The organism is Streptomyces sp. NPDC039480 (assembly GCF_055597165.1).
Genome location: NZ_JBVITX010000001.1, coordinates 521247 through 539494 on the forward strand (window position 1 = coordinate 521247; position 18248 = coordinate 539494).

General features: G+C 74.2%; 16 protein-coding genes. 15 read left to right on the forward strand and 1 reads right to left on the reverse strand.

What is annotated here, in order from left to right:
* The first annotated feature begins 43 nt into the window (after positions 1-43).
* The 15 genes from ACZ56E_RS02050 (at position 44) to ACZ56E_RS02120 (ending at position 16702) form a co-directional block, all read left to right on the forward strand.
* Positions 44-901 (forward strand): GNAT family N-acetyltransferase, encoded by an 858-nt coding sequence (locus ACZ56E_RS02050; RefSeq protein ID WP_471209884.1) that lies wholly within the window; start codon positions 44-46, stop codon positions 899-901.
* A gap of 57 nt (positions 902-958) precedes the next feature.
* Entirely contained in the window at positions 959-2860 is a 1902-nt protein-coding gene (locus ACZ56E_RS02055) for an ABC transporter ATP-binding protein (protein ID WP_471209887.1), read from the forward strand.
* Positions 2861-2992: 132 nt separating this feature from the next.
* Positions 2993-4192, forward strand: a complete 1200-nt coding sequence (locus ACZ56E_RS02060) for a metallophosphoesterase (protein ID WP_471209890.1) — start codon at positions 2993-2995, stop codon at positions 4190-4192.
* Positions 4193-4285: 93 nt separating this feature from the next.
* Positions 4286-4639 (forward strand): DUF6479 family protein, encoded by a 354-nt coding sequence (locus ACZ56E_RS02065; protein ID WP_471209893.1) that lies wholly within the window; start codon positions 4286-4288, stop codon positions 4637-4639.
* A gap of 94 nt (positions 4640-4733) precedes the next feature.
* The gene (locus tag ACZ56E_RS02070; RefSeq protein WP_471209896.1) at positions 4734-5150 is read left to right on the forward strand and encodes a CBS domain-containing protein; all 417 of its coding nucleotides are present in this window, start codon (positions 4734-4736) and stop codon (positions 5148-5150) included.
* A 238-nt stretch (positions 5151-5388) separates the two neighbouring features.
* Positions 5389-6351, forward strand: a complete 963-nt coding sequence (locus ACZ56E_RS02075) for an NAD-dependent epimerase/dehydratase family protein (RefSeq protein WP_471209897.1) — start codon at positions 5389-5391, stop codon at positions 6349-6351.
* A gap of 160 nt (positions 6352-6511) precedes the next feature.
* Positions 6512-8173, forward strand: a complete 1662-nt coding sequence (locus ACZ56E_RS02080; protein WP_471209898.1) for a carbamoyltransferase family protein — start codon at positions 6512-6514, stop codon at positions 8171-8173.
* Positions 8173-9267, forward strand: a complete 1095-nt coding sequence (locus ACZ56E_RS02085) for a glycosyltransferase family 2 protein (RefSeq protein ID WP_471209900.1) — start codon at positions 8173-8175, stop codon at positions 9265-9267. Before ACZ56E_RS02080 ends, ACZ56E_RS02085 begins: the two co-directional genes overlap by 1 nt.
* Positions 9264-9965, forward strand: a complete 702-nt coding sequence (locus tag ACZ56E_RS02090) for an HAD-IIIA family hydrolase (RefSeq protein ID WP_471209903.1) — start codon at positions 9264-9266, stop codon at positions 9963-9965. The genes ACZ56E_RS02085 and ACZ56E_RS02090 overlap by 4 nt, the downstream gene beginning before the upstream one ends.
* On the forward strand, positions 9962-11158 hold the full coding sequence (locus tag ACZ56E_RS02095) for a glycosyltransferase family 9 protein (RefSeq protein WP_471209906.1): 1197 nt from the start codon (positions 9962-9964) through the stop codon (positions 11156-11158). The genes ACZ56E_RS02090 and ACZ56E_RS02095 overlap by 4 nt, the downstream gene beginning before the upstream one ends.
* A complete protein-coding gene (locus ACZ56E_RS02100; RefSeq protein WP_471209907.1) occupies positions 11155-12120 on the forward strand; it encodes a glycosyltransferase in 966 nt (321 codons plus the stop codon). Before ACZ56E_RS02095 ends, ACZ56E_RS02100 begins: the two co-directional genes overlap by 4 nt.
* The gene (locus tag ACZ56E_RS02105; protein WP_471209910.1) at positions 12117-13400 is read left to right on the forward strand and encodes a glycosyltransferase; all 1284 of its coding nucleotides are present in this window, start codon (positions 12117-12119) and stop codon (positions 13398-13400) included. Before ACZ56E_RS02100 ends, ACZ56E_RS02105 begins: the two co-directional genes overlap by 4 nt.
* Positions 13401-13548: 148 nt before the next feature.
* A complete protein-coding gene (locus ACZ56E_RS02110; RefSeq protein ID WP_471209913.1) occupies positions 13549-14199 on the forward strand; it encodes a D-sedoheptulose-7-phosphate isomerase in 651 nt (216 codons plus the stop codon).
* The gene (gene rfaE2 / locus ACZ56E_RS02115) at positions 14196-15614 is read left to right on the forward strand and encodes a D-glycero-beta-D-manno-heptose 1-phosphate adenylyltransferase (RefSeq protein WP_471209916.1); all 1419 of its coding nucleotides are present in this window, start codon (positions 14196-14198) and stop codon (positions 15612-15614) included. Before ACZ56E_RS02110 ends, rfaE2 begins: the two co-directional genes overlap by 4 nt.
* Entirely contained in the window at positions 15611-16702 is a 1092-nt protein-coding gene (locus ACZ56E_RS02120; protein ID WP_471211482.1) for a glycosyltransferase family 9 protein, read from the forward strand. Before rfaE2 ends, ACZ56E_RS02120 begins: the two co-directional genes overlap by 4 nt.
* Positions 16703-16816: 114 nt before the next feature.
* Here ACZ56E_RS02120 and ACZ56E_RS02125 read toward each other — a convergent pair whose 3' ends face one another.
* Positions 16817-18100, reverse strand: coding sequence for an MFS transporter (locus ACZ56E_RS02125; protein WP_471209919.1), 1284 nt, complete (start codon positions 18098-18100; stop codon positions 16817-16819).
* Positions 18101-18248 lie beyond the last annotated feature (148 nt).

Consider the following 18248-nt stretch of genomic DNA (forward strand, 5'->3'; position numbering starts at 1 on the left):
GGTCCTCCACGGCCCGCCGTGTCGGATCGAGAAGGGTGCAGCGATGACGGACTCGGCCCCCGGGCGGCTCACGATCTCACGGGCGACGCCCGACGACTGGCGAGTGGTGACGGGCTGGGCGGCGGACGAGGGCTGGAACCCCGGCCTCCGCGACGCCCCCTCGTTCTTCGCACAGGACCCCGACGGGTTCTTCCTGGGGCGCCTCGACGGCGAGCCGGTCTCCGCGGTCTCCGTGGTCAACTACGGCGACAGCTACGCCTTCCTGGGCTTCTACCTGGTCCGCCCCGACCGGCGCGGCCACGGCCTGGGGCTCGCCACCTGGCGGGCGGGGCTCGCGCACGCCGGCGGCAGGACCGTCGGCCTGGACGGCGTCCCCGCCCAGCAGGACAACTACCGCCGCTCCGGCTTCGAGTGGCGGCACGGCACAATGCGCTACCTCGGCCCACTCCCCGCGCCCGACGCGCCCGACCGGCATGTGCGCCCCGTCGAAGCCGCGGGCCTGCGGGCGCTCCTCGCGTACGACAGCGGATGTCTGCCCGCCGACCGGCCGCGCTTCCTGGAGTCCTGGCTCGCCGCCCCCGGCCACCGCGCACTCGCCCGCATCGTCGACGGCCGACTGACCGGGTACGGAGTGCTCCGCCCCGGCCGCGACGCCCTGCGCGTCGGACCGCTGTTCGCCGACACCCGCGCCGACGCCGAGGCGCTCCTGGACGCGCTGGCCGCGGAGACGAACGGCGCGCCCGTCGCGATGGACGTGCCCGAGACCAACCCGGAGGCGGTGGCGCTCGCCGAGGCGCGCGGCATGAAACCCACCTTCGACACCGCCCGCATGTACACGGGACCGGTCAGGGAGTACGCGGAGCGCCGGGTCTTCGGCGTCACCTCGCTCGAACTCGGCTAGGTGAAAGCGGCGGTCGAGGCTTGACCTCAAGTTTAGTTGAGGTTCTAACCTTTCGGTATGAGCATGGAAACGACCGCGTGGACGCAGATGTACAGCGTCATGACCGCGCAGCAGGACCGCCGCCCCTTCGCCCGGGCCACGCTGCGCCGCATCGGCGCCTTCGCCCGTCCCCACCGCCGACGCATCTGGCAGTTCGTGCTGCTGAGCGTCCTCACCGCACTGCTCGCCGTGGCAACTCCCGTCCTCGCGGGGCATGTTGTCACGGCCATCGTCAAGGGCTCCGACTCGTCGACCGTCGTGCGGTACGCCGTGCTCATCGCCGTGATCGCACTCGCCGAGGCCGGCCTCGGGCTGCTGAGCCGCTGGCTTTCGGCGAACCTCGGCGAAGGACTCATCCTCGATCTGCGGACCGCCGTCTTCGACCACGTACAGCGGATGCCCGTCGCCTTCTTCACCCGCACCCGCACGGGCGCCCTGGTCAGCCGCCTCAACAACGACGTGGTCGGCGCCCAGCGCGCGTTCAGCAACACCCTGTCCGGCGTCGTCGGGAACATCGTCACGCTGCTGCTGACCCTCGTCGTCATGCTGACGCTCTCCTGGCAGATCACCCTCCTCGCGCTGGTGCTGCTGCCCGTCTTCGTCGTGCCCGCACGCCGCATGGGCTCCCGCATGGCCAGACTCCAGCGCGAGGCGGCGCACCACAACGCCGCGATGGGCACCCGCATGACCGAGCGCTTCTCGGCGCCGGGCGCCACCCTCATCAAGCTCTTCGGCCGGCCCGCCGACGAGTCCGCGGAGTTCGCCGCGCGGGCCCGCAGGGTACGGGACATCGGCGTACGGACCGCCATGGCGCAGTCCGCGTTCATCACCGCGCTCACCCTGGTGTCGGCCCTCGCGCTGGCACTCGTCTACGGCCTCGGCGGGTACTACGCGCTGGAAGGGACGCTGGCCGCGGGCGACGTCGTCGCGCTGGCCCTGCTGCTCACCCGGCTCTACGCACCGCTGACCTCGCTGGCCGGGGCGCGTGTCGAGGTGATGAGCGCGCTCGTCAGCTTCGAGCGGGTCTTCGAGGTGCTCGACCTGAAGCCGCTCATCGAGGAGAAGGCCGAGCCGGTGCCGGTGCCCGACGGGCCCGTCGCCATCGAGTTCGACGACGTCCGGTTCGGCTACCCGTCCGCCGACAAGGTCTCCCTCGCCTCCCTCGAAGAGGTCGCCTCGCTCGACACCCGCGGCGGCGACGAAGTCCTGCACGGACTGTCCTTCCGCGCCGAGCCCGGCCAGACCATCGCGCTCGTCGGCTCCTCCGGAGCGGGCAAGTCCACCATCGCGCAGCTGCTGCCGCGCCTGTACGACACCGACGAGGGAACCGTCCGGATCGGGGGCGTCGATGTGCGCGACCTGTCCGCCGACTCGATGCGGGCCACCCTCGGCATGGTGACGCAGGACGGCCACCTCTTCCACGAGTCCGTCCGCGACAACCTGCTCCTCGCCCGGCCCGGCGCGAGTGAGGACGAGCTGTGGGACGTGCTGCGGCGGGCCCGCCTCGAAGACCTCGTACGCTCGCTGCCCGACGGCCTGGACACCGTGGTCGGCGAGCGCGGATACCGCCTCTCCGGAGGTGAACGGCAGCGGATGACCATCGCACGGCTGCTCCTCGCCGGGCAGCGCGTCGTCATCCTCGACGAGGCGACGGCCCACCTGGACAACACCTCCGAGGCCGCCGTGCAGGAGGCGCTGGCCGAGGCGCTCGAAGGCCGTACCGCCGTGGTGATCGCGCACCGGCTGTCCACGATCCGCTCCGCCGACCAGATCCTCGTCGTCGAGGCGGGCCAGATCGTCGAACGCGGCACGCACGACGAGCTGTTGGCCCTCGACGGACGGTACGCGGAGCTGTACCGGACGCAGTTCGCCAAGGGCACCGAGCCGGTGGACCCGGCGGAGGTCGTGACGGCGGCGTAAGGGCCGGGTGGGCAGCGGCGGCGGCCTGCGGTCGGGCCGCCGCATCGCGGGCCACGAGCCCGTGTCCATTCGTCCACCAGGAGTTCATTGGTTCCCCACCAACCGCACGCGCTCCCGTGAGAGAAACCCTCCATGTGCGATGACGAGTTGATACCACCGGGCGCGGACCTGACGGAGGACCAGTGGCTGCGGGCCGACCCGGCGCTCGCCGAAGGGCCGGTGGGGGAGCGGGTCAGGGAGATGCGGGCGCCGCGCCGCAGGACCGTGCTGGGCGGTGTGGTGGCGGGCGCGGCCGCGCTGACCGTGCTGCCGGGCGCGGCGCAGACCCCCGCGGCGGCGGCCTCCCGCACCGACAAGTTCCCCTTCCCGACCACCCCGAATAGGGCGGGGGAGTACGCGGTGCTCCTCACCGGTGACGCCGGCACCGGCGAGGAGGCCCAGCACGCGGTGGCCGCCGCCGCCCGCGAGGTGTGCCGCGCCGAAGGCATCGGCCTCGCGGTCGGCCTCGGCGACAACATTTACGAGAACGGCCCCGAGTCCGCCGACGACTCGGAGTTCCGCACCAAGTTCGAGGACCCCAACTCCGGTGTGGACATGCCGTGGCTGATGGTCCTCGGCAACCACGACTGCTCCGGCCTGATACCGGGCAGCGGCGGCGACCCGTCGCGCGGCGACCGGGAGGTCGCCTACGCCAAGGGATCGCCCCGCTGGTACATGCCGAGCCGCTACTACAACGTCGCGCTGCCCGCCGCGGCCGGGAGCGACCCGGTGGTGGAGTTCTTCGCCCTCGACACCAACCCCGTCTCGTCGTACGTCGCTCAGCTCGACCCGCACTACCGGTGGAACGGCCCCTACATGCGCGCGCAGCGCGAGTGGCTGGACGGCGCGCTCAAGGCGTCGCGGGCGCGCTGGAAGATCGTGCTCGGCCACCACCCGTACCTGAACAACGGCAAGCACGGCAGCGCCGGTTCGTACGACGGTTTCGTGATCGGCCACTACACCAGCGGCATCCACCTCAAGGAGCTGTACGAGGAGGTGGTGTGCGGACGCGCCGACCTGATCCTGTCCGGGCACGACCACACGCTGCAGATCCTGGAGCCCACCGCCCGCACCGGCGGCACCCGGCAGATCGTCTGCGGCGCAGCCGGAAAGGCCGGCGACGGAAAGGCCCATTTCAACCATCCGTCGACCTGGCAGAACTTCTCCGAGCACGGCTTCATGGTGCTGAAGGTGTCCGAGCGGGCGATGACCGTCGAGGCGTACACGGTCGACGTCGCCACGCGCAGGGCCCGCCTCGCCCACCGCATGCGCACGGCCACACCCGTGGAGTAGCAGGTGAGGAGGGGTTAGTGGGGCAAAACTGGGCTAAAGCCGCGAAAAGGGCGATTTAAGCTATTTTTCGGGCAGGGCGGGTACATCCCCTGTATGGAACCAATGGAACTGGCTGTCCCGCACACCGTGGCCCTGCTGATGTGGGTCGCCGGCATCGTCGTGGCCGGCGTGCTCCTGGCCGCCTTCTTCTGGGGCCGGCGCGCCCAGGCGCGTGAGACGCGGACGCCGACCCCCGAAGAGCAGCCGAAGCGGCCGTACGACGGACCGGTGCGGGAGGAGCGGGAGTACCGCGAGGCGGACGAGATGCCGCACGACGGCGGCCGTCTCCTGCCGCACGAGCTCAACGGCGGATACGGCAAGCCCGGCACGCACCCCAGCCCCTCCCAGGACCCGGAGGACCACAGGAAGGGCAACAGCGGCAGCTTCGGCAGCGGCGGCCTCGGCTGACTCTGCAGAAAGACCCGTACGGCGGCGATACACCCCGTGCCGCTCCCGGGAACCCATAGGGCTGCCCCCACAGCGGACCGACCCACGGAGTGACATGACCACCGCCAGAGACATCATGACCGGCGGCGCGGAGTGCATCGGCGCCGAAGAAAGCGTGCTGCTCGCCGCCCGGAAGATGACCGAGCTCGGCGTCGGGGCGCTGCCCATCTGCGGCACCGACAACCGGCTCAAGGGCATGCTGACGGACCGCGACATCGTCGTGAAGGTCCTCGGCCGGGGCAAGGACCCGGCCGACACCAAGGCCGGCGAGCTCGCCCAGGGCGAGGCCGTCACCATCGGCGCGGACGACGACGCCGACGAGATCATGCGCACGATGACGTCCCACAAGGTCCGCAGACTGCCGGTGATCGACGGCCACGACCTCGTCGGCGTCGTCGCCCAGGCCGACGTGGCCCGCAGCCTCCCCGACCCGTCCGTGGGACAGCTCCTCGAAGCCCTCTCCTCCGACTGACCACGGAAGCCGGGCCCCGCGTTCCCGATGCCCGCCCGCGACGCCGCCACCGGCGTCGCGGGCGGGCATTTCGCGTGGTCGACGGCCCGACCAATGTCACCCGTATGCCGTACACCACCGAGCCGTCCGCACTCACCTGACAGAGGCTGATCGAGAACTCGGCGGCCCCGGAAGCCGCCGGCGACCGGCGGCCGGCACCGCATCGGGCACGCCGTCCCCGCGCACGGAGGAGTCCTGGATGACCACAGCTCTGTCAGGAAAGTGGGAGCACGCCGTCGTCACCGGCGGCGGAGGCTTCGTCGGTTCGCATCTCTGCACCGCCCTGCTGGCCGCAGGCACCGCTGTGACCTGCGTCGACGACTTCAGCACAGGGCGGCCCGAGAACCTGACGCCACTTCTCGACCGGCCCGGCTTCCGGCTCATACAGGCCAACGTCGCCGAGGGACTCACCGTGGAGCGGCCCGTCGACCTCGTCCTCCACTTCGCCTCCCCGGCGTCGCCCGCCGACTACCTGCGGCTCCCCCTGCACACCCTGGACACCGGCAGCCTCGGAACACGCCACGCCCTGGAACTCGCCCACAGGTCCGACGCCCGCTTCCTGCTCGCCTCGACCTCTGAGGTCTACGGAGACCCGGAGCAGAACCCCCAGGACGAGCGGTACTGGGGCCACGTCAACCCGGTCGGACCGCGCAGCGTGTACGACGAGGCGAAGCGGTTCGGCGAGGCCCTGACCACCGCACACGCCGACGCCGAAGGCACCGACACCGGCATCGTGCGCCTCTTCAACACCTACGGCCCCCGCATGCGCGGCCACGACGGCAGGGCCGTGCCGACCTTCGTCCGCCAGGCGCTCGACGGCGAGCCGCTCACCGTCACCGGCGACGGCAACCAGACCCGCTCGCTCTGCTATGTCGACGACACCGTGCGCGGCATCCTCGCGGCGGCCGCCCACGGCATGCGCGGCCCGGTCAACATCGGCAACCCCACCGAGATCACGATGCTCGAACTGGCGCGCCTGGTCATCGAACTCACCGGCTCCCGCTCGGAGATCCGCTTCATCGACCGGCCGACCGACGACCCCGCCGTGCGCTGCCCGGACATCACCCTGGCCCGCGACAAACTCGGCTGGGAACCGGAAGTCACCGCCGAGGAAGGTCTGCGGCGCACCATCGACTGGTTCCGCGCCACAGCGGCCCACTGACCGCCGCGCCGCGCGCCCGCCGCGCCGCCCCTCGCGGGAGACCCGCCTGCCCAGACCAGCTTGGTCATGGTCCCGTACCGCTGTCACCCGTGCGCCCACGCGCCCACGACCGCGGCACCGGACACGGGCCAAGGACCGCCGACAGAATCTCGGACACCCCATGCGCGTCCTCGGAATCAACGCCCTCTTCCACGACCCCGCCGCCGCCCTCGTGATCGACGGCAGGACCGTCGCCGCCGCCGAGGAGGAGCGGTTCTCCCGGCGCAAACACGGCAAACGGCCCCTGCCGTTCTCGGCCTGGGAACTGCCCGAACAGGCCGCCGCCTGGTGCCTGAGCAGGGCCGGCCTACGGCCCGAGGACCTCGACGCGGTCGCTTACTCCTACGACCCCCGACTCGCCAGGCCCGCCGAGTCCATGGGCCTCGACGACCCCTGGGACCACCTGCGCCAGACCTACGCCCGCGAGGCCCCGAACTTCCTCAAGACCGCGCTGCCCGGCCTCGATCCGGGCATCGTCCGCTTCGTACCGCACCACATGGCCCACGCCGCGTCGAGCGCCTTCGCCGCGCCGGACGCGGAGGACTCCTCCGTCCTGGTGCTCGACGGCCGCGGCGAGCGCGCCTCGCACCTCGCCGCACGACGCGTCCGCGACAAGCTGGAGCCGCTGTACGCCCAGGACCTGCCGCACTCCCTCGGCCTCGTCTACGAAGAGCTCACCGAGCACCTCGGATTCCTGCGCTCCTCCGACGAGTTCAAGGTGATGGCCCTCGCCTCCCACGGCACCCCGCGCATGCTCCCGGAGCTGCGCCGGCACGTGTACCCGACGGGCGACGGAGGGTTCCGCGCGACCGCCGTGCCGTGGCACGAGCTGTGCCCGCCGCGCGGCGCGGACGAACCGTGGACCCAGGACCACGCGGACGTGGCCGCCAGCGCTCAGGCCGTCCTCGAAGAGACCCTGCTCGACCTGGCGCGCTGGCTGCACGGCAAGACGCACCACCGCGTGCTCACCCTCGCCGGCGGCGTCGCGCTGAACTGCGTCGCCAACTCCAGGATCGCCCGCGAAGGCCCCTTCTCCCAGGTGTGGGTGCAGCCCGCGGCGGGCGACGCGGGCACGGCACTGGGCGGCGCGCTGCTCCTCACCGCGGGCGAGGGCGTCACACCTGAACCCATGACCGGCGCCGACCTGGGCCGCGACTGGTCGGACGCCGAACTCGGCGCCTGGCTGAAGACCGCCGCCGTGACCTTCGAGCGGCCCGCGGACATCGCCGCTACGGTCGCGCGGGCGCTGGCGGAGAACCGGATCGTCGCCTGGTTCCAGGGCCGGTCCGAGTACGGCCCCCGGGCCCTCGGCCACCGCTCGCTCATGGCCCACCCCGGGCACGCGGGCAACCTGGAACGCCTCAACGACGTCAAGGGCCGCGAACAGTTCCGGCCCGTCGCCCCCATGGTCCTCGCCGACCGCGCCCCGGAAATCTTCGACGGGCCGATGCCCAGCCCGTACATGCTCTTCGTGCACGACGTGGCGGAGCCCTGGCGGGACCGGATCCCCGCGGTCGTCCACGTCGACGGGACGGCCCGCATCCAGACCGTGGACCCGGCCCAGGAACCCCTGGTCGCCCGCATGCTCGGCGAGTTCGAGAAGCTCACCGGGCTGCCGGTCGTGGTCAACACCAGCCTCAACACGGCGGGCCGCCCCATGGTGGACGACCCGCGCGACGCGCTGGAGTGCTTCGGCTCCTCACCCGTCGACCTGCTGGCCATCGGCCCGTACGCGATCCGCCGCCAGGACCTCTTCCGCGGCTCGGAAGGCGGCGGTGCCTGATGGCCGCGGACAGGAAGCGGAGCGGAAACACGCCCGAAGGCACGTACGCCGTCGTCGTCCCGACCCTCGGCCGGCCGAGCCTGCACGTGACCCTGCGCGCGCTCGCCGCTGCCGCGGGACCCGCACCGGACCGGGTGATCCTCGTCGACGACCGGCCCGGAACGGACGGCACGACCCCGCTGCGCGTCGAGGTCCCGGCGTCCCTGAGCCCCGTCACCACCGTGGTGAAGGGCAAGGCCCGCGGGCCCGCCGCGGCCCGCAACACGGGGTGGCGGGCGGCCGGGCGCGTGCCGTGGATCGTCTTCCTCGACGACGACGTCGTCCCCGGCCCCACCTGGTGCGACGACCTCGCACTCGACCTCGCGGCGGCGGCCCCGCGCGACGCGGCGGTCACCGCCCACATCGACGTACCGCTCCCCGAGCACCGCAGACCCACGGACTGGGAACGCAACACGGCGGGGCTCGCCACCGCCCGGTGGATCACCGCCGACATGGCGTACCGCCGCGAGGCGCTGGAGGCCGTCGGCGGCTTCGACGAGCGGTTCCGGCGCGCCTTCAGGGAAGACGCCGACCTCGCGCTGCGGGTCCTCGCCGCGGGCTGGACGGTCGACGCGGGCACACGCACCACGGCACATCCGGTACGCCCCGCCGACCGCTGGGTCTCCGTGCGCGTGCAGGCCGGGAACGCGGACGACGTCCTCATGACACGGCTGCACGGACCCGACTGGTGGGCCCGCGCCGCCGCGCCCCGCGGCCGGCTGCGCCGCCACATCGCGGTGACCGCGGCGGCCGCGGGAACCCTCGCCTGCGCCGCGCTCCGCAGACCCGGGGCCGCCACCGTCTGCGCCGCCGGCTGGCTGGCCGGCACCGCCGAGTTCGCCCTCGCCCGGATCCTGCCCGGCCCGCGGAACCGGGAGGAAGTCACCGCCATGGCGCTGACCAGCGTGCTCATCCCGCCCGCCGCCGTCTGGCACTGGCTGCGCGGACAGGTCGTACACCGCAGCGTCGAACAGCTCGGCCCGCACCCGGCCGCGCCCGGCCACGGCTCGCCCCCGCCGGTCCGGCCGGCCCACGAGGAACGGGTGCGCCGATGAGCCGGCGCCCTCCGGAAACCCCGCGCACGGCCACCATCGCGTGCGGGCGCGAAGGCCCCTGGCTGATCGACGGCCCCCGAGGGGCGGTGTCGGCCCCGCACGGCGATCACCCGGACCGCCCCGCGGCGATCCTCTTCGACCGCGACGGCACCCTCGTCGAGGACGTGCCCTACAACGGCGACCCCGCGCTGGTACGGCTCGCGCCGACCGCGCGCGCCGCCGTCCGGGCCGCCCGGGCGGCGGGCATCCCGGTCGGCGTCGTCAGCAACCAGTCGGGCGTGGCCCGCGGCCTGCTGACCCGCGCCCAGGTCGACGCGGTGCGGCGGCGCGTGGAGGGCCTCCTCGGACCGTTCGCCGTCTGGGCCATCTGTCCGCACGGCCCCGGCGACGGCTGCGGCTGCCGCAAACCGGCGCCCGGCCTGGTGCTCGCCGCGTGCGAGCGACTGGGCGTCCCCGTCGGCCGCACCACCGTCATCGGCGACATCGGAGCCGACACGGACGCCGCCCGCGCCGCCGGAGCCCGCGGCGTCCTGGTCCCCACCCCGGTCACGCGTGCCGAAGAGATCGACGCGGCCGACACCGTGGCGCCCGACCTGCTCACCGCGGTCCGCCTCGCCCTCGGCCCGAGGGGTACGGCCCGCCGGGCAGCGGCCGTCGGCGCGCCCGGGGCAGGCACAGGGGAGGGGGAGCGGCGATGACCGGCACCCCGTCCCTTCCGCGCACCCTCGTCGTACGTCTCGACAGCGCGGGCGACGTACTTCTTGCCGGGCCCGCCGTGCGTGCCGTGGCGGCCGGCTCCTCGTACACCGCGCTGCTCTGCGGGCCGCAGGGCGTCCCCGCGGGCGAGCTGCTGCCCGGCGTGGACGACGTGCTGGTGTACGACGCGCCGTGGGTGGGCCTGGAACCCGCGCAGGTGTCGCGGGAGGCGACGCGTCAGATGCTCAACACGGTGACGGCAGGTCGTTTCGACCGGGCCCTGATCCTCGTCTCCTACCACCAGAGCCCGTTGCCCGTCGCGCTGCTCCTGAAGCTCGCCGGGGTCGCGTGGACGGCCGCCGACAGCGAGGACTATCCGGGCGCCCTCCTAGACCTGCGCCACCACCGGCTGCCCCACCGCCACGAGGCCCAGGCCGCCCTGGACCTCGCCGAAGCCGCGGGCTTCGCGCTGCCGCCCGGCGACGACGGGGCCCTGCGCGTGACGACACCGCCCGACACCACGTCCCTCACCGGGGGCGAACCGTATGTGGTGGTCCACCCGGGAGCCGCCGTACCGGCCCGCGCCTGGAGCCCTGACCGGGCACGCCGTGCCGTGGCGGCCCTCGCCTCCGCCGGGCACCGGGTCGTGGTCACCGGCGGGCCGGGGGAGCGCGAACTGACCGCGGAGGTCGCCGGACGGCACGGCCTCGACCTCGGCGGAGCAACCGACCTGCGGCAACTGGCGGGCGTGCTCGCGGCGGCACGGGTGGCGGTGGTCGGCAACACCGGGCCCGGGCACCTCGCCGCCGCCGTGGGCACCCCCGTCGCCAGCCTGTTCGCGCCGGTGGTGCCGGCCGAGCGCTGGGGCCCGTACGGCGTACGCCACGTGCTGCTCGGCGACCAGCGCGCGCGGTGCGCGGACAGCAGGGCGCGGACCTGCCCGGTGCCCGGCCACCCCTGCCTCGACGGTGTCGGCGACGCGGAGGTGCTCGCCGCTGTGGCGGCACTGACCTCCGATGCCGCAGGTGCTTCTGATGCCGTCCGTGCTTCCGGCGCCTTTGTTGCCGCCGACTCCGACACCGGCACCGACGGCACCACCGACCGCCGGACCCGCCCGCGACCGGTGACCGCCCTGTCCCGCCCGCCGACCGGAAAGGGCCGCACGCCCGGAACCGAACGAGGAGCGACCGTATGAACATCCTGCTGTGGCACGTGCACGGCTCCTGGACGACCTCGTTCGTGCAGGGGCCACACACCTACCTCGTTCCCGTCACACCGGACCGAGGCCCCGACGGCCTCGGCCGAGCCCGTACCTTCGCCTGGCCCGACTCGGTGCGCGAGATCACACCCGAAGAACTGCGTGACGCAGAGGTCGACCTCGTCCTCTTCCAGCGGCCGCACGAACCCGAGCTGGCCGAGCGCTGGCTCGGCGGCCGGCGTCCCGGGCGCGACGTGCCCGCCGTGTACCTGGAACACAACGCACCGGACGGCGACGTACCCGACACCCGGCACCCGTGCGCCGACCGCGACGACCTCACACTCGTCCACGTCACGCACTTCAACCGGCTGTTCTGGGACAACGGCACCGCACGCACCGAGGTGATCGAGCACGGCATCGTCGACCCCGGCCACCAGTACACCGGCCGCATCGCCCGGGCCGCCGTGGTCGTCAACGAACCGGTGCGCCGCGGCCGCCACACCGGCACCGACCTCCTCCCCGACCTGAGCGCAGCGGCCCCTCTCGATGTCTTCGGCATGCGGACCGAGGGCCTGGCCGAGCACCTGGGCCTCCCCGAGGACCGCTGCCGCACCGCTGACCTCCCGCAGAGCGAACTGCACGCGGCGCTCGCCGAGCGCCGCCTGTATCTGCACCCGGTGCGCTGGACGTCCCTCGGCCTCTCCCTGCTGGAGGCCATGCACCTGGGCATGCCGGTCGTGGCGCTCGCCACCACGGAGGCGGTCGAGGCCGTGCCGCGCGGCACGGGCACCCTCTCCACCCGCCCCGAGGTCCTGGCGCAGGCCGCCCGGCACTACCTGCACGAACCGGAGGCCGCGGCCGAGGACGGCGCACGCGCCCGCCAGGCCGCTCTCGAAAGGTACGGACTCAAGCGCTTCCTCGACGACTGGGAGCGCGTGCTGACGGAGGCGATCTCATGACCTCGACCCTCGGCCCCCTCGACTCCGGCGTCCTCGGCGCCGAACCCGTCGGCCCCGGCGTGCTGTCGATCGCACTCGTCTCGGAACACGCGAGCCCGCTCGCCGCCCTCGGCGGCGTCGACGCGGGCGGCCAGAACGTGCACGTGGCCTGCCTCGCCGGCGCGCTCGCCGACCGCGGCCACCGGGTGACCGTCCACACCCGCAGGGACGCACCCGACCTGCCCGAACGCGTCGCGCTGCGCGCCGGAGTACAGGTGCACCACGTGCCCGCGGGCCCGCCCGAGCAGATACCCAAGGACGAACTCCTGCCCCACATGGACGAGTTCGGCCGCTACCTGGCGCGGGTCTGGCACGGCCGCCCGCCCGACGTGGTCCACTCGCACTTCTGGATGTCCGGGCTCGCCTCGCTGCGGGCCACACGCGAAGTCGGCCTGCCCCTGCTGCACACGTATCACGCACTCGGCACGGTGAAGCGACGCCATCAGCAGCTCGCCGACCCCAGCCCGCCCCGGCGGATCGCGCTGGAGACGGAGGTGGGCCTCGGCTGCGACCGGATCATCGCCACCTGCCGCGACGAGGTCGCCGAACTGGGCAGGATGGGCGTCCCCGCCGCCAAGGTCGGCATCGTGCCGTGCGGCGTCGACACCGAACTCTTCACCCCGCGGGGGCCGGTCGCCGAACGCGGCGCCCAGCGGCACCAGCTGCTCCAGCTGGGCCGTCTCGTCCCGCGCAAGGGCGCGGCTGTCTCCGTCGCCGCGCTGGCCCGGCTGCCCGAGACCGAGCTCGTCGTGGTCGGCGGCCCGCCCGCCGACCGGCTCGCCGACGACCCCGAGGTCCGCAGGCTGCGCGCGCTCGCCCGCGAGACGGGCGTCGCCGACCGGGTCCGCTTCACCGGCGGCGTACCGAGCGGCGACGTGCCGGCGCTGCTGCGCGCGGCCGACGTCGTGCTGTGCCCCGCGGACTACGAACCGTTCGGCATCGTGCCGCTGGAGGCGATGGCGTGCGGCAGACCGGTCGTCGCCAGCGCCGTCGGCGGACAGCTGGACACGGTCGCCGACCCGGCCACCGGCCGCCTCGTGCCGCCCCGCGACCCCGAGGCCCTGGCCCGCGCCGTCGCCGAACTCCTCGCCGACCCCGCGCTGCGCGAGGCGAGCGGCGAGGCGGGGCGGCGCAGGGTCCTGCGCCGGTACGGCTGGGGGCAGGTCGCGGCGGCCACCGAGGCGGCCTACTGCGAAGTCCTCGACGCCAAGTCCCTCGTGACAGGGGTCGGAGCGGTGTGAGGCACGCACCGGACAGCCCGGTGGCCGGTGCCGGTCACCGCGGGCGCTCCCGACCGCCGCCGGTCTCCGCCGGCCGACCGCGCTGCACCGACACCCGAAGGAGGTGCGGGCCCCCGGCGTCCTCAGCGACGCCGCACGCCCGACCAGCATGAGCGAATCCCCTGCACTCGACGCCGCGCAGCTGCACTGCCGGTCACTGGAGCAAGCGCTCGGCCGGCTGCGCCGGGACGGCCTCGGCCGGCTCGCGGACTGGGGCGGCAGGCTCGCCGCCGCACTGCCCGCCGGGAGCCGGCTCCTCGCCGCGGGCAACGGCGGAAGCGCCGCCCAGGCCCAGCACCTGACCGCCGAACTCGTGGGCCGCTACCGGCACGAACGGCCCGCGTACTCCGCCATCTCCCTGCACGCCGAGACGTCCAGCATGACCGCCATCGGCAACGACTACGGCTTCGACCACGTGTACGCCCGCCAGGTCTCCGCCCACGGCCGGCCCGGCGACATCCTCGTCCTGCTGTCCACGTCAGGCCGCAGCGCCAACCTGATCACGGCGGCGGTCGCGGGCCGCGCCGCGGGACTGCGCGTCTGGGCGCTCACCGGCCCCGGCCCGAACCCGGTGGGCGAGGCCGCCGACGAGGTCCTGTACATCGAGGGCGACACCACGGCGACCGTGCAGGAAGCGCACCTCGTCGCCGTCCACCTGCTGTGCGAAGCCTTCGACGCGGCACTCTCCGAAACCGTCGTGGCCGGCGCGGGACGCATCGCGCCCCGCAACGCGGTCCCCGTCAACGGGAACCTCTCGTGACCGCGCCGAAGCCGCTCGTCGTCGTCGGGGACGTCCTGCTCGACGAGGACATCGAAGGAGTCGCCACCCGGCTCTCCCCGGACGCCCCCGCGCCCGTCGTCGACGTCACCGTCGACCGGCGCCACCCCGGCGGCGCGGGTCTCGCCGCCGCGCTCGCGGCACGCGGCGGCCGTGCCGTGACCCTGGTGACCGCACTCGGCGACGACCCCGCGAGCGAAGCGGTGCGGCGCGAACTCAGCGGCCGGGTGAGGCTGGTGGAGCTGCCGCTGAACGGCACCCTGCCGGTGAAGACACGCGTCCTCGCGTCCGGCCGCCCGCTGGTGCGCTTCGACCGGGGCGGCGGCACGCCGGGAGAGCCCGACGCCGCGGTGCGCGACGCGCTGGCCGGGGCCCACGCGGTCCTGGTCGCGGACTACGGCCGGCACACCGCGAGCGCCGTACGCGAACACCTGGCGGCCGTCACCCCGCGCACCCCGCTGGTGTGGGACCCCCACCCCAAGGGCGACACGCCCGTACCGGGCGCGCGGCTCGTCACCCCGAACGCGGCGGAGACCCGTGCCCTGTGCCCTCGCGGCGACGAGACGCTGCGCGCGTACGCGGGGCGGGGCGTGGAGCTGGCGGTCCGATGGCAGGTCGCCGGGGTCGCCGTCACCCTCGGCGAGCGCGGCGTGCTCCTCACCCGACCCGGCTCCGGTACGCCGATGCTCATCCCGGCGCCCTACCGCGCGAGCGGCGACCCGTGCGGCGCCGGTGACTGCTTCGCCGCCGCCACGGCCGCCGCCCTCGCCGACGGGGCACTCCCGGAGGAGGCCCTGCAGCGGGCCGTCGCGGAGGCCGCCGCCTTCGTCTCCGCGGGCGGCGCCACGAACCCGTCCCTGTGGCGGACGACGCCACCCGACCGTGCCGACGACGAGCCCCGCACCGACGCGTTCGCCCTCGCGGAACAGGTGCGGGCGCGCGGCGGCACCGTGGTGGCGACCGGCGGCTGCTTCGACCTCCTGCACGCGGGGCACGTCGGCCTGTTGGAAAGCGCCCGGCGCATCGGCGACTGCCTGATCGTCTGCCTCAACTCCGACGCGTCGATCACCCGCCGCAAAGGCTCTGGGCGCCCTCTCAACAAGGAGGCGGACCGTGTCCGCGTCCTCGAGGCGCTCGGCAGTGTCGACGCCGTGGCCGTCTTCGAGGAGGACACCCCGCAGGCATTGCTCGGCAAGCTCCGGCCCGACGTGTGGGTCAAGGGCGGCGACTACTCCGTCCAGGACCTGCCCGAGGCCGAGACCCTGCGCGCGTGGGGCGGGCAGCCCGTCGTCCTGCCGTACCTCGACGGCCGCTCCACCACCCTGCTGGCCCGCCGGGCCGCCGCGGCAGCGACCCCGACCCGGCCGGCCGAGCCCTCAGCCGAGAGGTGCCCCTGAACGTGACCGCGGAGACCAAGCGACCGCAGAGGCCCGACGCTTCGACATCGGACCGCCCTCGTGTGCTGGTGCTGCGCGCGCTGGGCCTCGGGGACCTGCTGACCGTCGTACCGGCGCTGCGCGCTCTGCGCCGGCGGCTGCCGACCCACGAGCTCGTGCTGGCCGCGCCCGAGCGGCTGACCGGCCCCGCCCTGGCCACCGGTCTGGTGGACCGGCTGCTGCCCGTGTCGGCCCCGGGCCGGGCGGTGCCCTCCGCCCTGCCATGGGCGGGCCCGGCCCCCGACGTCGCCGTCGACCTGCATGGCAACGGCCCCCCGAGCCACCTGCTGCTCCAACGCCTGCGGCCCCGACGGCTCATGGCGTACGCGCATCCGGACACGCCCGGCATCGAGGGGCCCGCATGGCGGGACGACGAGCACGAGCGGGACCGGTGGTGCCGGTTGCTGTCCTGGTACGGCATCGACGCGGACCCCGCGGACGTACGCATCCCGTTGCCCGAGACGCCGTCGCCGGCCCCCGGCGCGGTCGTCGTCCACCCGGGCGCCGATGCCGGCGCCCGCCGCTGGCCCCCGGAGCGCTTCGCCGCCGTGGCCCGCGAGCTTGCCGCCCGCGGACACCAGGTCGTGGTGACGGCCGGGGCGGGGGAGGAGCCGACGGCGCGGTACGTGGCGACGCACGCGGGGCTGCCGGCGGACGCGGTGCTGGGCGGCGCCGCGGATGTGCCGTTCGACCGGCTGACGGCGCTGGTGGCCCACGCCCGCTGCGTCATCGTGGGCGACACGGGCCTGGCCCACCTGGGAACGGCCCTCGGCACCCCTTCGGTCGTCCTCTTCGGCCCCGTGGCCCCTCGCCTGTGGGGTCCACCCACGACCCCCCGTCACCGGGCGCTGTGGCACCCGGACGCCGACGACGCCCCCCGCCCGGGCGACGCCCACGGCGCGCAGCCGGACGAACGCCTGCTCCGAATCACACCGGAGGAGGTGCTCGCCGCGGTGGCGTCCTTGCCGGAGCCGGATCAGTCGGCGGCAGGGGTTGTGGTGAGGGCTCCTGTGCCGGGTGCCCCTGACGGGCGCGGAGCGCCCTCCTAGGGGCGCGGGGAACTGCGCGAGCAACCACAGAGCCGCCGCACCCGGCGATCAACCGAGCGGGGCAGACGAGAAGCCGCTACAGCTTCCCCGTAGGGGAACCCGTCGCCGGGCGGGTCAGGCCGCCGTCTGCAGAGCGGGCTGAGGTGTGACGTCGCGCGCGTTCTTGCGCAGGAGTACGGGCTCGGCGCTCCTGCGCCTGCGCAGCAGGAAACCCGCCCCGATGGAACCGGCGATGATCAGGCCGCCGGAGACCAGGGCACCGCGTGCGCCGGCCAGTTCCATGAGGAGGCCGAGCGCGGGCGGCCCACCCAGGCCCCAGGCGGTGCTGATGCTGCCCCACACGCCGAGCACCCGGCCCCGCAGATGGGCGGGCGGATCGGTCTGAAGGACCGTCGTCCCCGCTGTGTCGGAGACCGACTCGACGACGGCCATCGGCAGGACGAGGACCAGCAGCACGGCGAAGGATGGGGAGAAGCCCGCCACGACCTGGAGCAGCGCGCCCGCGGCGGCCAGCGTGCCCACGAGCCGCACGGACGGTTTCCGCAGCCGGGCGCCGAGGACCGCGCCGATGATGCCGCCGACGGCGAGGACGGTCGAGACCGTGCCGAACGACCCGGCGCCGCCGGCGAGCGGCCCGGTGACGAGCACCGCCAGCGTGAGGTTGTAGTTGCGCCCGAAGACCGCGCTGACACCGGTCACACCCGCCAGGGCCACGAGCCGGGGCCGCCGCATGAAGTACGCGAGGCCCTGCCGGACGGTCATGTGCTCGCCCACCGGCGCGGGCCCGGTCGGCGCCGGTCCTGTCGGCACGGGAGCGACGGCCCTGTCGGCCCCGGCCTGGCGCACCGCCCCGTACGCGGGACGGAGGAAGGGGATCACGGAGGCGACGAAGAGGAACGACACTCCGTTGGCGGCGTACGCGGCGGCCGTACCGAGGAAACCGACCGTGACACCGCCGAGCGCGGCACCGGCGAGCCGGCCCGCGCTGTGGACGAGCGAGCCCACGCCGATGGCGGAGGGCACGTCCTCCGGCGGCACGAGGTCGTTGCCGAGGAGCGCACACGCGGGTCCGTCGACCGTGGCGATGATGCCGGTGACGCCCGCGAGGACCATGAGGATCGTCAGATCGAGCCCGCCGGTCGCCACGAGGACGGCCGTCGTGAAGGCGACGGCGCCGAGCAGCGCCTGGCTGACGGAGGCGGTGAGCTTGCGCGGCCAGCGGTCGACGGCGGCACCGCCCACCAGGCTCATCAGCAGCGCGGGCGCGGCCTGCACGGACATGGAGAGACCGGTGGCGGCGGCGGAGCCGGTGATCTGCAGGACCAGCAGGTTCTGCACGGTGAGCTGCATCCAGGTGCCGGCGTTCGACACGAAGTTGGCGACGGACCACCAGCGCATGCTCCGGTACCGCAGGGACCGCCACGGCGACCGGGACGCGGACGCGGAGGCATAGGCGGATACCGACGGGGCAGGAGAGGAGGGGGAGGAAGACACAGAGGCACTCGAAGACTCGGGGTGAGACCGGCGGGACGGACTCAGGCGGAGG

Excerpts from the sequence above, each read along its gene's own strand:
- ACZ56E_RS02050 (WP_471209884.1), top strand. The coding sequence starts at position 44 with ATGACGGACTCGGCCCCCGGGCGGCTCACGATCTCACGGGCGACGCCC.
- ACZ56E_RS02055 (WP_471209887.1), top strand. The coding sequence starts at position 959 with ATGAGCATGGAAACGACCGCGTGGACGCAGATGTACAGCGTCATGACC.
- ACZ56E_RS02060 (WP_471209890.1), top strand. The coding sequence starts at position 2,993 with ATGTGCGATGACGAGTTGATACCACCGGGCGCGGACCTGACGGAGGAC.
- ACZ56E_RS02065 (WP_471209893.1), top strand. The coding sequence starts at position 4,286 with ATGGAACCAATGGAACTGGCTGTCCCGCACACCGTGGCCCTGCTGATG.
- ACZ56E_RS02070 (WP_471209896.1), top strand. The coding sequence starts at position 4,734 with ATGACCACCGCCAGAGACATCATGACCGGCGGCGCGGAGTGCATCGGC.
- ACZ56E_RS02075 (WP_471209897.1), top strand. The coding sequence starts at position 5,389 with ATGACCACAGCTCTGTCAGGAAAGTGGGAGCACGCCGTCGTCACCGGC.
- ACZ56E_RS02080 (WP_471209898.1), top strand. The coding sequence starts at position 6,512 with ATGCGCGTCCTCGGAATCAACGCCCTCTTCCACGACCCCGCCGCCGCC.
- ACZ56E_RS02085 (WP_471209900.1), top strand. The coding sequence starts at position 8,173 with ATGGCCGCGGACAGGAAGCGGAGCGGAAACACGCCCGAAGGCACGTAC.
- ACZ56E_RS02090 (WP_471209903.1), top strand. The coding sequence starts at position 9,264 with ATGAGCCGGCGCCCTCCGGAAACCCCGCGCACGGCCACCATCGCGTGC.
- ACZ56E_RS02095 (WP_471209906.1), top strand. The coding sequence starts at position 9,962 with ATGACCGGCACCCCGTCCCTTCCGCGCACCCTCGTCGTACGTCTCGAC.
- ACZ56E_RS02100 (WP_471209907.1), top strand. The coding sequence starts at position 11,155 with ATGAACATCCTGCTGTGGCACGTGCACGGCTCCTGGACGACCTCGTTC.
- ACZ56E_RS02105 (WP_471209910.1), top strand. The coding sequence starts at position 12,117 with ATGACCTCGACCCTCGGCCCCCTCGACTCCGGCGTCCTCGGCGCCGAA.
- ACZ56E_RS02110 (WP_471209913.1), top strand. The coding sequence starts at position 13,549 with ATGAGCGAATCCCCTGCACTCGACGCCGCGCAGCTGCACTGCCGGTCA.
- ACZ56E_RS02125 (WP_471209919.1), bottom strand. The coding sequence starts at position 18,100 with ATGCGCTGGTGGTCCGTCGCCAACTTCGTGTCGAACGCCGGCACCTGG.